Annotated in this window: 9 protein-coding genes; 1 reads left to right on the top strand and 8 read right to left on the bottom strand. The window is 38.7% G+C overall.

The features are described from left to right. Positions 1-48 precede the first annotated feature (48 nt). The 8 genes from GG9_RS00850 to GG9_RS00885 all read right to left on the bottom strand — a co-directional run bounded on the left by GG9_RS00850 (position 49) and on the right by GG9_RS00885 (position 11596). Positions 49-600 carry a TIGR00645 family protein gene (locus GG9_RS00850; protein WP_005632696.1) on the bottom strand — a complete coding sequence of 184 codons (552 nt, stop codon included), beginning with the start codon at positions 598-600 and terminating at the stop codon, positions 49-51. A 104-nt stretch (positions 601-704) separates the two neighbouring features. Beyond that, positions 705-1703 (bottom strand): substrate-binding domain-containing protein, encoded by a 999-nt coding sequence (locus GG9_RS00855; RefSeq protein WP_005632694.1) that lies wholly within the window; start codon positions 1701-1703, stop codon positions 705-707. Between the two features lie 27 nt (positions 1704-1730). Beyond that, positions 1731-2654, bottom strand: coding sequence for a ribokinase (gene rbsK / locus GG9_RS00860; protein ID WP_005632692.1), 924 nt, complete (start codon positions 2652-2654; stop codon positions 1731-1733). Positions 2655-2736: 82 nt separating this feature from the next. Then, entirely contained in the window at positions 2737-3984 is a 1248-nt protein-coding gene (locus GG9_RS00865; protein ID WP_005632689.1) for a NupC/NupG family nucleoside CNT transporter, read from the bottom strand. A 43-nt stretch (positions 3985-4027) separates the two neighbouring features. Further along, positions 4028-4960, bottom strand: a complete 933-nt coding sequence (gene uriH / locus GG9_RS00870) for a uridine-preferring nucleoside hydrolase UriH (RefSeq protein WP_005632687.1) — start codon at positions 4958-4960, stop codon at positions 4028-4030. 205 nt (positions 4961-5165) lie between these two features. Beyond that, positions 5166-8663 carry an autotransporter adhesin gene (locus tag GG9_RS00875; RefSeq protein ID WP_005632685.1) on the bottom strand — a complete coding sequence of 1166 codons (3498 nt, stop codon included), beginning with the start codon at positions 8661-8663 and terminating at the stop codon, positions 5166-5168. A 285-nt stretch (positions 8664-8948) separates the two neighbouring features. Continuing rightward, entirely contained in the window at positions 8949-10385 is a 1437-nt protein-coding gene (locus GG9_RS00880; protein WP_005632683.1) for a DNA recombination protein RmuC, read from the bottom strand. A gap of 80 nt (positions 10386-10465) precedes the next feature. Further along, positions 10466-11596, bottom strand: a complete 1131-nt coding sequence (locus tag GG9_RS00885) for a cytochrome-c peroxidase (protein WP_005632681.1) — start codon at positions 11594-11596, stop codon at positions 10466-10468. A gap of 379 nt (positions 11597-11975) precedes the next feature. Here GG9_RS00885 and GG9_RS00890 point away from each other — a divergent pair, with 379 nt between their 5' ends. Beyond that, a complete protein-coding gene (locus GG9_RS00890; protein WP_005632679.1) occupies positions 11976-14216 on the top strand; it encodes a nitric-oxide reductase large subunit in 2241 nt (746 codons plus the stop codon). The last annotated feature ends 83 nt before the right edge of the window (positions 14217-14299 follow it).

Below are 14299 nucleotides of genomic sequence, written 5' to 3'. Positions count from 1 at the left end.
AAACGCTAAGATTTTTATTTTTAATGCTTTAAAAAATGCGGTAAATTTTTAATGCGTTTTGTGGCTTGTACTATACAAAATTTTGTCCGTATAAGCCAAAGCAATTGCCGACACTAAAAAGCCTAAATGCAATAATAACTGCCACATCATCGTTTTTTCTGGCATATTGCTTGCATTCACAAAAGTTTGCAACATATGGATAGATGAAATGCCGATAATAGACATAGAAAGTTTAACTTTCAACACAGTTGCATTTACATGGCTCATCCATTCAGGCTGATCTGGGTGATTACGTGTACGCAATTTGGATACGAAAATTTCATAGCCACCGATAGTCACCATCACAAGCAAGTTGGCGATCATCACGACATCAATCAAATTCAACACACCTAACATAATTGTGTTGGAATCCATATCATTTACATTAATCACTAACTCCCATAATCCTTTGATAAATTTATAAGAGTAGATTGCAAGGGTGACAATCAAGCCCAAATAAATCGGCACTTGCAACCAGCGACTAGCAAAAATTATTTTCGCGATAATATTTGATTGTTCGTTATATTTCGCATAAGGATCAACAGGTTTGTTTTCTTCCATAAGATTTTATTCCTAAATTAAACAGTGGGTTAAATAAACAAAAAACCGCAAGAAAATAGCAGTTTTTTTGAAAATAGCAATAAGGAAATTGAGTTATTCTAATTTTATTTGAAACTGTAAATAGACTCTCTTAACACACAAGTCGGTTCTAAAACCAAAGTGCGGTAATTTTCATTAGGATTTTTAATTCGTTGCAATAGTGTTTCAACAGCGAGTTTGCCAAGTTCAGCTTTCGGTTGGCAAATGGTGGAAAGGGGAGGTGAGAGATAACGAGCCAATTCAATGTCATCATAACCCATAATTGAAAGATCTTGCGGAATACGTAAGCCTTGTTGCTGAATAGCTTGGTATGCACCGACAGCAATGGTGTCACTACAACAAAAAACTGCTGTTGGACGTGAAGATTGAGTAAGTAAAGATTGTATGCCAAGCACACCGCCTTCAAAGTCAAAATGACTTTCAACAATCCAATGAGGATTTAACGCAATTTTTGCTTCCGACAGTGCATTTTTATAACCTTGCAAACGATTTTGTGCGACAGATTTTTTGAGATTCCCCGTAATAATGCCAATTTTACGATGTCCTGCATCAATTAATGCTTTTGTCGCCAAATAGCCACCAAGTACTGAATTTTCGAGTATTTTATCTGCATTTAACTCAGTAAACCACCAGTCCATCACAACGAGTGGCAGCGAAATGGCTAACTCTATATCAGCCTGAAAACGGCTATCACCACACATCAAAAGCAAACCATCTACTTGTTTGTGCATTAGAGTTTGCAGATTTTGTTGTAGGCGTTTGGCATCTCCACCCGTTGTAGCAATAATAAGATTATATTGATTTTTCTGACAATATTGCTCCACTCCAGCCATCACTTCCGCAAAGAAGGGATTATTTGTTGCGGTGACAAGTAGCCCGATAGTTTTGGTTTTGCGCACCTTAAGGCTTCGTGCAACAGCTGAGGGGGTGTAATTCAGTTCAGCGACAATACGCATCACTTTCTCACGAATTTCATCGCTAACAAAACGCGATCCATTAATGACATGTGAAACTGTGGAAGTCGAAACTTGCGCCAGTCGTGCAATATCTTTCATTGTCGCCATAAAAACACCCTAAAAATTCACCGCACTTTAAGCGTGTTCAAGAAATTCCAAAGTTTCTTGACGCGTTGGAATAGAGGATTGAGCCCCTTTTTTCGTCACACTAATCGCAGCGGCAGCTTGCCCAAAACGAATGGCTTCATCAAAGGATTTTTCTTCCAATAAAGCCGTAACAAAACCGCCATTAAATGTATCACCAGCTGCGGTAGTATCTATTGCTTGCACACAAAAGCCCTTAATGATGCGGCTTTTACCTTTTCGACTGACAAACACACCTTTCGCGCCAAGGGTAATCATTACGGTTTTAATGCCTTTATCGTGAAAAACACTCGCAGCTTTCACCGCACTTTGCTCGTCGGTTACCGCTACCCCCGTCAGGATTTCAGCTTCTGTTTCATTTGGTGTAATAATATCAATCAAACTCAATAATTCGTCCGATAAAATCTGCGCTGGAGCAGGATTTAGCACAACCTTAACACCATTTTTCTTAGCGATTTGAGCAGCCAGCTCCACACCAGAAAGTGGGGTTTCTAATTGCATTAACAAGCAATCCGATTGTGCAATTTGTGCCTCACTTTGACGAACAACCATCTCACCCAAATGTGCATTTGCACCGCTAGCCAACACAATACTGTTCTCACCTGATTGGGCAACTTGAATAAATGCCATTCCCGTCATTTCCTGTGAAACGGTATTAATATGGGTTGTATCAATTCCTTCTTGCTCAAACGCATTTTTCATTGTTTTGCCTATGCTATCTGATCCAATGCAACTAATGAACGCGACCTTTGCCCCTAAACGAGCGGCTGCCACTGCTTGATTGGCACCTTTGCCACCATAGGTAATTTGATAATTTTGACCAGTTAGCGTTTCACCGGGTTTAGCAAAGTAAGGCACAGAAATAACGTGATCAGTATTGATACTACCCAGAATTGTGAGAGTCTTCCCTTTCATAATTATTCTCCACTATAAAAGTAGGCATATATCAAGCAATTATAAACCTAAAGTGCGGCTATTTTTACCGCACTTTTGAAACTTAAGCTAAAGCGACACCACTTAAACCAATAAAAAAACCTGCAATAGTTGCGCTTAATAAATTAGCTAAAGAGCCAGCAATAACAGCCTTAATTCCTAATCGAGCAATATCTCCACGACGATTTGGAGCCATACCACCAACCCCACCAATTAATACAGCTATAGAACCAAAATTAGCAAAGCCACAAAGAGCAAAAGTAATGATAGCCTTTGTTTTATCAGAAAGTTCTACTGGTGGATTGATACCTAGATAAGTTGAAAATTCAGAATAACCAACAAATTCGTTTACGGTTAATTTGATACCTATCATATGACCAGCTACTTCAGCATCACTCCAAGGTACTCCCATAACCCATGCCAATGGTTTAAAAATCCAACCTAAAATTATACCTAAAGAGAGCTCTGGTTGATTAAACCATTCTCCAATGCCTCCTAACATACCGTTAATAAGTGCAATTAGAGCGATAAATGCAACTAGCATAGCCCCAATACTTAATGCCATAGTCATTCCCGCACCAGCACCAGAAGCAATGGCTTCAAGCGCATTAGATGGTTTATCTAATTCAACATTTTCGATTTCGTCGTTAAATTTTTCAGTTTGTGGATATAATATTTTTGCGAATAATAAACCAGCTGGTGCTGCCATAAAAGAGGCTGCGATTAGGTAGGTTAAAGGTACACCTAATCCAGCGTATCCAGCTAAAACAGAACCTGAAATGGATGCGAGTCCTCCACACATAATAGCAAAAAGCTCTGATTCCGTCATTTTGCTAATATAGGGTTTTACAACCAGTGGCGCTTCTGTTTGTCCAACAAAAATATTAGCTGCAGCAGACATAGACTCTGCTTTTGATGTTCCCAAGACTTTTTGCAATCCACCTCCAATTAATTTGATGACCCATTGCATTACACCTATATAATAAAGCAAGGAAATCAATGCAGAGAAAAAAACTATGACTGGAAGCACCTTAATAGCAAAAATGAAACCAACACTTTCACCTGATGCCAATTTACCAAAAACAAATGAAATGCCTTCATTTGCGTAAGCAATAACTTTACTTACTGCATTAGACATACCCAAGAGGGCGTCTCTACCAATAGGTACATACAAAATAAATGCACCAATAGCGATTTGAATTGCTAATGCACCAAATACCGTTCTTACACGAATAGCTTTTCTATTATTGGAAAGGAGATAGGCTATGCCTAATAATACAAAAATCCCTAAAATACTAATAAATGCGTCCATAATTTGACCTCATTGAAAGTAAAAGGAAAGATAAACTTTATTGCTAATTTAATCGTTTGATTGCATCAATAATTAAATTCCAAAATCGTTCTTTATCTAACTTTGTAGCAACTTGCGTATTGCAAGGTTTAGGTGGATAACGGAAATCTGCAACTGTCATGCCTAATGTGTGCGTTCCCGTTAATTCAATATTAACTGGAACACTGACTGTTTCTATTAAAGTTGGATCAATAACATAAGCTACAGCGCAAGGATCATGAACTGGAGGATAATTAAAGCCTTGAGCTTGTTTATACATTTTTCCAAAAAATTCAAGTAATTCGACAACAAATTCGGCAGGCTTAGTGTCAATTTTTGCGATACGCTCAACAACATCAGGGGTAGCTAATGCTTGGTGTGTTAAATCTAATCCAACCATAGTCACTTTCCATCCTGCATTAAATACAATATGTGCTGCTTCGGGATCAATTTTTATATTAAACTCAGCTACGGCACTCCAATTTCCAGTATGATACCCTCCGCCCATTAGAACTACTTCTTTTACCCGATCAATAATTTTAGGTTCTAATCTTGCAGCAAGGGCAATATTCGTTAGCCCGCCCGTTGGAACAAGTGTAATCGTATTCTCTGGATGAGACATGATAAGATCAATGATTAACTGAACAGCATGCTTTTCATTGAAAGTTCGATTAGATTCAGGTAATTTTGGACCATCTAACCCTGATTCACCATGAATACTCGGAGCAACCTCAATTTCCCTAACAATAGGTCTGTCTGCACCCTTCGCAAAAGGAACATTTTTCATTTGCGCAATTTCAGCAATCGCCAAAGCATTGCGTGATACTTTCTCTAATGTTTGATTACCTACTACGGTAGTGACTGCTAGCAGTTCAATCTCAGGATTACCATAAGCAAGTAACATAGCTATGGCATCATCATGTCCAGGATCACAATCCAAAATAATTTTTTTACGCATTCTTTACTCCTATATTTTTCATAGTCATAAACTGCTGACTGTTATATCGAAACGTTTCGACAAGGTAAATATAAAGAACAAAAACAGAAAAACAACAAAGAAATATCAGATTTTAGAACTTGATCACAAAATATTTGTGTTCTGTACCTGATAATGATCAACACATTGAAAACGCCCTGTTAAACAACAGGGCGTTCATATTTCACTACCATTGATACATTGCACCAGCGCCTACGCCGACTTTACCTTGCGTGTTGCTGGAAAACGAGCCTTTAAAAATCCATTTTCCATTATCAGTCATTCTTGATGCACCAAGGGAAATTGAGGATTGATTACCGTAGAAACCACTTCCTATACCTATACCCATTTTACCAGGGGCTGAAACTTGTGGAATTGAGCCTTGAGCAATTGCACTTGCTGTGCCAGCATCTGCTTTTTTACCCACTTTATCAATGCGGCGTTGGATATTACGTTCTGCCTGATCAAGCTGGGCTTTGTTTACCGCATCCATTGGATTAACCCCCGAAGCTACATTGACAATACGGTTTCCACCATTATTTAGCCCTTTCTCGGTCAGCAAAACTTGGCTATCGCCACTGCCAATCGTTACGCCTTTTTCATTCATTACCGTCTCTCCAGATTTAAATTCTTTGGAGGAAACGCTGTTTAAATTTTTGATGTCTTTATTCAGGTTAATTTTTACCTGTTTTTTTCCACCTTGGGTTTGATGAATAATCTCAAGATTGCTGTCTTGGTTGTCCATAACGATTTCGGTGGATTGCCCATCTTGACCATTCTTACCGTCTTTGCCATCTTTCCCAGCTAAGCCAGCATCTCCTTTCTCCCCTTTAAAAGCAGGATCATTTTGGAGAGAGGTTTTGTCTAAACCCACAAAGAGAACCTTTTTCTTTTCATCTCCAACTTCTTTTATCTCTGCTTTCAAGCCATCAGTGAAATTAATATTCAAATTGTTTAATGGAAGTGAGGTAGCATTTCCCAAGGCCGTCTCAGAACCCTTGCTATAAAAAGAAATAGGTGCATTTGCCAAAGCTCTTAATTGCGCCACATTGACTGCATCGGTGTCTTTAGTACCCGCTGCAAGATTATTAATTTGACGAGTGATACCTAATTCTGAATTACCAACAGATACACCTGCTCTTGTAGACTGCCAAATATGCACGAGTTTATCCGCCTCGGCTTTTTTCTCACTTGCATTTTTTCTGTGGTCGTTACGTTTATTCACAGCATTCAGCCATTCTTGAGCCGCTTGGTTTCTTTGAGTTTGTAGATTTGCTTTTTCAGAAGGATCTGACTCAGCTTTAATCTTTTCATCCAATTCTTTGATGCGTTGAGATACATTAAGAAAATCCTGATTAGCTTTATTTGCTTTTTGGATCTCTTCATCATATTCAGCATAAAGATTTGTGTACTTTTTATAATTTTCCTGACCAATCACAGCTTCGATATTTGTTAATCCAATTGGCGAATAACCAAAAATTTTTTCATTTTTTTCAGTTAATGAATTTGAACCAATTGCCACACCATCATTCAATGTTGCTTTTGCAGAATAACCAAGCCCAATTGATCTATCTGCTGATGAATCCGCCAAAGAGCCTAAAGCAACGGAACCATAACCTGACGAGGAAGAATTTCCACCAACAGAAATCGCATAAGTACCATTAGCATTACTTTCCACCCCAACGGCGATAGCATAAGCATTATAATTACCTGCACTATTTTCCGATGTATTCGCTTTTGCATTATTCCCTAAAGCAGTTGAATTAAATCCAAACGCTTGTGCACCACGTCCAAACGCACCACTTCCCCAACCTTTAGCTTGTGTATCTGCACCAACAGCTGTAGCCCAAGATAGAGTGGTTAATGCATTTTCACCAATAGCGACACTACGTTCCCCAGATAAAACATTTTCGCCATGATTTGTTGTTGATGTATTTTGCGAACTCTCAACTCTTGCATTTTGACCAATCGCAACAGAATGAATACTTTTTACATCAATATAAGCCTTAGGACCTATCGCGACGGAATTAACACTTTTTGCGCCATCATTACTGAAATTAGATCCTTCCCCAGTTTCTGTGGAATTAATAGATACATATTTTATTTGGCTACTCCCAGTTCCAATTTTAGATACGACCTCTTTTAATTGCGCCACATTAACTGCATCGGTGTCTTTAGTACCTGCTGCAAGATTATTAATTTGGCGAGTGATACCTAATTCTGAATTACCAACAGATACACCTGCTGCAGTACTTTGCCATGGGGTAATATCTTTTATCTTATTCTTACGCTCCGTGATATTCTCTTTATTCTTTGTAATCTTTTCCTTTAATGTATTGATTTCACTTGTTAATGTCGTTTTATCTGCTGATGCAACAGTGGGATCTGCTAATCGATCTTCTTTTTCTTTAAGTGATTTTTCATTATCTCGTAGTTTATCAACTTCATCTTTTAGATCTGTTAAAACCTGCTCATACTCGATTTCAGTCATAGCACCTCTAATTGCTTCTATATTTTTGCCTGCAGGATGATAACCAAATTGACCTTTATCAATCTCTGTTTTTGATCGAGAGCCTAACGCCACCCCCTCAGAAAGATTTGCATTTGCTTGATAGCCTAAAGCTAACGCTCTATCTTTTGTTACTTTGGTTTCATAACCTAAAGCAACGGATTCTGGAGAACTGCCTTCAACAAGTGCGTGATCACCAATAGCAATTGAACTAGAAGAGGATGTTTTTACTTGGGCATTTTGACCTATAGCCACAGCTTGCTCAGATGCAAACGAAGATCTACCAATTGAAATACCGCCCGTTTGCGCTGCAATTGCTTTGTCACCTATACTTATCGTGCCATTATTTAACGATTTTGCGCCGTAACCAATCGCAATTGAAGAGACATCACTTCCCCCGCAATTACCATCGTAACATTCTGTTCCAGCTAGACTTTCTGTACCGATGGCAATTGAACTCTCTGATGTCGCTTTAGCTTTTACACCAATTGCCATTGCATTTTTAGAATCTTGTAACCCATTCTTACTCTTATAAATTGCACCACGATTATCATAATTTGAGTCTTCCCCTTTTTCTTTTTCATCTGCATTAATGCTGAAATAGTGGGTTTCTGCTTGCTTTAACTGTGCCACATTCACTGCATCGGTATCCTCTTTGCCTGCTGCTACGCTTTTGATTTGGTGTAATTTGCTATTAGTTTCGCCGAGATTGTGGACTGCACCAATATAATCTGGCATTGGGAATAAAGCATCAATTTGGGCTTGTGCTGCTTGTTTCGCACTTGCGTCTGCTGAACCATTTGCGACAATAGCCATATTATCAATAAATGTCGTGACTTTCTCGTCAGTGCCTAAAATCAACTTCCATTTATCTTTGATGGCTTGTACTTTATCCTGAGCTTCTTTTGCCTCGTTGAAACGCTCTGTCCATTCAGCTCTAGCAGCATCCATCTCTGGCCCTGAATAAATTCCTCTGCCAACTAAGGCAGTCATTTTTGCTCTGGCCGTATCACGTTCTGTAGCTTTTGTTGCGCTCAACGTTACCTGTTGTTGATATTCCTGCCATTTGTCTAAACCAAAAGCAGGATCTTTTGCGTTAATAGTTTGAGAGATTTTCGGATCATATCCACCCATTAATGGATTTACATCAGCAGCAAACACTGGCGCATTTAACACCGAAAATACAACGAGGGTAGCAAGAGAAAATTTTGTATAAAAGTGCGGTGATTTTTGGATAGATTTAGCTAGACTTGTTTGTTTGTTTGTTTGTTTGTTTGTTTGTTTGTTTGTTTGTTTGTTTGTTTGTTTGTTTGTTTGTTTGTCGGAGCGTATTCATTTGATATATCCTTAGATACAAGTTATTACAACAAAATTCCATTTACTATTTTGTGAAAAGGAAAAGATTTTAATCCTAGCACGTTTCGCTCCCCGAGGGAGAGCAATTTTTGAGAAATAATAGATTTATTTAGATAAGTTCAATGCTTCTAACCTCGCCAAATCCACTTGATTATTTAACAACTCCACATCGGGCATCGTTTTATTCGCTTTTGCGGAAAGGGTTTTAAATCGTTCTACTTTGCCAACTAAACCTTGTTGGCCAACAAGTGCAGTTACTGTGCTGTTGTATTGGTTGCTGACGGTGGAAAGCGTATTGCCGAGCTTACTTAAACGCTCTGCGACCAAGCAAATTTGGTTATAAATATCACCCGCTTTTTCAGCGATTTCTTTGGCTTCAGCATTGCCGCGTTCGATGCGCCAGAGGTTTGCTACGGTACGTAAAATCGGCATCAATGTAGTGTGAGACACCATAATGACATTACGTTCATAACCGTAATTAAATAAAGCAGGATCAGATTTTAAAGCCTCAATATACGCGGGTTCCACTGCAATAAACATGAGAACAAAATTCGGGCTACGCATGCCAATAAGATTACTGTAATCTTTTTTATGCAAATCATTAATATGACTTTTCAATGCGGATATATGTTCTTTTAGTAAACGCTCACGTTCAAAATCATCGTCAGAATTCACCGCACTTTCGTAAGCCACTAACGACATTTTGCTGTCGATAATTAAGTGTTTTTCATCGGGTAAATTCAACACAAAATCAGGGTAATTACGCCCACCTTGTTCATCTTTAAAATGAGTTTGAGCACGGTAATGCACATTTTTTTCAAGTCCTGCCAGTTGCAATGCTCGTTCTAATTGCACTTCGCCCCAGTTGCCTAACGTTTTCTTTTCGCCTTTCAGCGCAGAGGTTAAATTACTCGCCTCTTGCGACATATTCAGACCGATTTCCAGCACTTTTTTAATTTCCGCTTCCAAGCCTGCATTGCCTTTCACGGATTCGGAGTGAATTTCATTAACACGTTTTTGGAAACCTTCAATTTGCTCACGGAAAGGCTTGAGCAACGTTTCCAAGGCAGTTTGATTTGATTGACTAAATGATCGACTTTTTTCATCCAAAATCCGATTGGCTAGATTTTGAAATTCCACACCCAATTGCTGTTTGGATTGTTCAAAGTTTTGTTGTTGCTCGGAAAAATGTTTTTCTTTTTCTGCTAAGGTTGTTTTTAATCCTGTTAATTCTTGAGAAAGTGCGGTCAATTTTTCAGTTAAATTTTGTCGTTCTTGTGTGAGATGATGTACTTGTTCATCACGTTCAGTTAAACGATATTGCAGCCCTTGATTTTCAGTCTGTACCTTAATTATTTGTTGTTCAAACTGGTTTTTAATACCGCTGAGCTCATCAAATTTACTGGCAAGTTGATTGTAATCTTGAGTCGTTTTCGATAATTCTTGATGAAGATGTGTATATTTTTGCTGGCGTAGAATAAGTAATAAAATCAATAGAACAACGATTGCTAACAAGCTAAAAAGCCACAAATTCTCTGACATATATCCCCCTTAACATGATGCCGTAAATTGTAACATAGAAATGCGAGTTAAATTTTAACCTTAAGTGCGGTGAAATTATCTTACTCTCCGCCCTTATCATAGGCTGCATCAGTTAGTGTTTTCAAAAATACTTCCAACGCATCAATTTCTGCATCAGTAAGCGGTTTACCTTTAAGATCACTATGGCTTATCGTTGGAGCGTATTCAGCGGCCGACCAAGGTTTGCCGGTTTCGGGATTAATCTTACGCTCAGGGTTGTTATGGCTATCCAAAAATAATAATACGGTGCGCAGCTCTTTAAATACGCCGTTATGCATATAAGGCGCGGTAACGGATACATTACGCAATGTCGGCACTTTAAATTTGCCTTTTTGAGCGATATCACCTTTCACCATTGGATTATCTAACAATCCATTATCCACCCAATCTTCGCCTAATTTATTATGAGTAATCAACGCCTCATTTTTCGGCACACCGAGATTGAAATAACGGTAATTTGTAAAAGTTTCTTCACGGTGATCTTTGTCATTCAGCTGATGGCAATTACTGCAAGTTGTTTTTTCTTTATCAAAAAATAACGCCTTGCCTAATGCCTCTTGCTCAGTAAATTTATCTTGCCCTGCCAAAGTGCGGTCATATTTAGAACTAAATTGAGCAAACAAATCTAATTGCTGAAACGCAGCTAGTGCTTGTTCCATAATGGCATAAATTTTCTCATCATCTTGCCAAATTTCCTCGCCCCAATGCTTGGTAATGTAGTCTTTCACTGCCTGATTTTCGGCAATGCGTTTTACTACACTGGCTTTGTCTTTCATGCCCATTTCAACAGGATTGAGAGGAGGTCCCCCCGCCTGCTCAGTTAAATGTTTTGCTCGACCATCCCAGAATTGGCCGCCAACATAATCCTTAATTTTTTCATCGAAATGAAAATCAGGGGAATATTTTGCATAAATGGCCGTTGGTGTATTGCGATTACCAAACTTTGTCGGATCATCACCTTGCGAAACCATTTTATCTATATCATTTTGACGTAAATCCGCAAAAGCGGCTGCAGGCATATGGCAAGTAGAACAGCTCTGCGTTTTATTGTGAGAAAGTGATTTATCAAAAAAGAAAGCCTGACCCAATCCAAGCAATACCGGATTTATGGGTTCTTCTTGAGCGAAACAAAAAATAGGTAAGGCAAATAATGACAAGAAATATTTTTTCATTCTAACTCCATGAGCATAAAAAATAACTGCACTTAGTCAAAGTAAATTTACTATTATAAATTTAGACTACGCATAAATTAACTTAAACATTGATATCTTACACCAAACTCAAATTTTTAAACCTTTTCTTACATACTTAAACTTAATCGTAGAAAAGCAATGCTTTTGGGAATTGAAAAACTGTTAAAACAGTTTTTAGCTGAACTTTTTTGATGATCTCAATCAAAATAACCTACTAATTTAGTCAATTACTTTATTTGAGGTATTATTCCAACGTTTAAATACCCGATATAATTAGTCAGGTATTTTACCTTATGTAAAATATTTACCTATGATTTTAAATAGGAAGTTAATTTTTCAATAACCTAGGAGTGATAAAATGGGACAGTATAAAAAGTTCTGGTACCTATTAGTCGCCGTATTAATTGGAGCATTCTCCATTCTCGGTTACTATGGGTTCGAAGTGTATCGTGAAGCACCACCAATTCCGCAACAATATGTTTCAGAATCAGGTGAAAAAGTGATTACTCACGATGAAATTTTACATGGTCAAACCGCTTGGCAAACCACTGGTGGTATGCAAGTAGGTTCTGTTTGGGGTCATGGTGCATACCAAGCGCCTGACTGGACTGCTGATTGGCTACATCGTGAATTAACCAACTGGTTAGATATCACTGCAAATAAAGAATTTGGTAAAAACTTCTCTGATTTAAATGATGAGCAACAAACTTTATTAAAAGCGCGTTTAACCAAAGAATATCGTGGTAGCAAAGTTGAAAACGGTACTGTTGTGCTTTCAAATACCCGTTTAGCGGCAATGGAAAAAACTGCACAATACTACATTTCTTTATACGGCGATGATCCTGCAACCAAAGTCACTCGCGAACACTTCGCCATGAAGGATAATACCCTTCCTGACTTACAAGCGCGTAAAGACTTAACAAAATTCTTCTTCTGGACTGCATGGACAGCCTCTGCAGAACGTCCAAATACAAATGCAAGTTATACCAACAACTGGCCACATGAGCCATTAATCAATAACGTGCCAACACCAGAAAACGTGGTTTGGTCTATTGCGAGCGTGGTATTCCTAATTGCAGGTATTGGTTTTGTGGTATGGATTTGGTCATTCAAAAAACGTGAAGATGAAAAAGAACCACCAACACCTGAGTTCGATCCACTTACAAAATTACAACTTACCCCCTCTCAACGCGCATTAGGCAAATATCTCTTTACGGTGCTTGCATTATTCTTACTACAAGTAAACTTAGGGGCGATTGTTGCTCACTATACCGTTGAAGGTCAAGAATTCTATGGTATTGATATTTCTCAATACTTCCCTTATTCATTAGTGCGTACATGGCATATTCAAGCTGCCTTATTCTGGATTGCAATGGCATTCTTAGCCGGTGGTTTATTCCTGGCACCAATCATTAATGGCGGTAAAGATCCGAAATTCCAAAAATTAGGTGTGGATGTTTTATTCTGGGCATTAGTGGTATTAGTCGTCGGTTCATTCACTGGTAGCTATTTAGCAATTGCACATATTCTTCCAGAAGAATGGAGCTTCATGTTCGGCCACCAAGGCTATGAGTTCATTGACTTAGGTCGTTTCTGGCAAGCAGTGAAATTCGCAGGCATCTTATTCTGGTTAGTCTTAATGCTTCGCGGTACAGTGAACGCATTCAAACAACCAGGAGACAAAAACTTATTAGCGTTATTCTTCGCTTCTGTCATTGCAATCGGCTTATTCTATGGCCCTGCATTATTCTACGGTGAACACACTCACATTTCTGTGATGGAATACTGGCGTTGGTGGGTAGTTCACCTATGGGTAGAAGGCTTCTTCGAAGTATTCTCTGTAGCGGCGCTTTCATTCATCTTCGTAAGTTTAGGTTTAGTTTCACGTCGTACAGCGACCGTGGCAACCATTACTGAAGCAGCATTATTCTTAATCGGTGGTATCCCAGGTACATTCCACCACTTATACTTCGCGGGTGCAACCACACCAATTATTGCTGTAGGTGCATCATTCTCTGCACTTGAAGTGGTTCCATTAGTGTTATTAGGTCATGAAGCTTGGGAACACTGGGCGATGCAACAAAAAACACCTTGGATGGACCGTTTAAAATGGCCTCTTTACTGCTTCGTTGCCGTCGCATTCTGGAATATGTTAGGTGCAGGTGTATTTGGTTTCTTAATTAACCCACCAATTTCACTCTACTATGTTCAAGGCTTGAACACGACTGCCGTTCACGCTCACGCTGCATTATTCGGTGTGTATGGTTTCTTAGCATTAGGCTTCGTATTCTTAATCGCTCGTTATTTACGTCCGGATACACCATTTAACGATAAGTTAATGAAATGGGGCTTCTGGTTATTAAACGGCGGTTTAGTACTCATGATCATATCAAGCTTACTACCTATCGGTGTTATCCAAGGATATGCAAGTATCTCTGAAGGCTTATGGTATGCACGTAGTGAAGAATTTATGCAACAACCATTATTCGATACCTTACGTTGGGTTCGTTTAGGTGGTGACGTAGTATTCATCTTCGGTGCACTCGCCTTCTTCTGGCAAATCTTTACGATGATTTTCTTCAGACCTAAACATACTTAGTTAGGTTATCCCCCAAAGCGGCTTATGTGAAAGTAAGTCGCTTTTTTATTCTTATCTACCATATCTTACATATAAGCTTACAA

This window comes from Haemophilus haemolyticus M19501 (assembly GCF_000222025.1).
GTDB classification, from domain to species: domain Bacteria; phylum Pseudomonadota; class Gammaproteobacteria; order Enterobacterales; family Pasteurellaceae; genus Haemophilus; species Haemophilus haemolyticus_G.
Note: the sequence above shows the minus strand (reverse complement) of the source record. Positions and strands in the feature narration are given on the sequence as shown.

Coding starts and splice junctions, on each gene's coding strand:
- GG9_RS00850 (WP_005632696.1), bottom strand. CDS start 600: ATGGAAGAAAACAAACCTGTTGATCCTTATGCGAAATATAACGAACAA.
- GG9_RS00855 (WP_005632694.1), bottom strand. CDS start 1,703: ATGGCGACAATGAAAGATATTGCACGACTGGCGCAAGTTTCGACTTCC.
- rbsK (WP_005632692.1), bottom strand. CDS start 2,654: ATGAAAGGGAAGACTCTCACAATTCTGGGTAGTATCAATACTGATCAC.
- GG9_RS00865 (WP_005632689.1), bottom strand. CDS start 3,984: ATGGACGCATTTATTAGTATTTTAGGGATTTTTGTATTATTAGGCATA.
- uriH (WP_005632687.1), bottom strand. CDS start 4,960: ATGCGTAAAAAAATTATTTTGGATTGTGATCCTGGACATGATGATGCC.
- GG9_RS00880 (WP_005632683.1), bottom strand. CDS start 10,385: ATGTCAGAGAATTTGTGGCTTTTTAGCTTGTTAGCAATCGTTGTTCTA.
- GG9_RS00885 (WP_005632681.1), bottom strand. CDS start 11,596: ATGAAAAAATATTTCTTGTCATTATTTGCCTTACCTATTTTTTGTTTC.
- GG9_RS00890 (WP_005632679.1), top strand. CDS start 11,976: ATGGGACAGTATAAAAAGTTCTGGTACCTATTAGTCGCCGTATTAATT.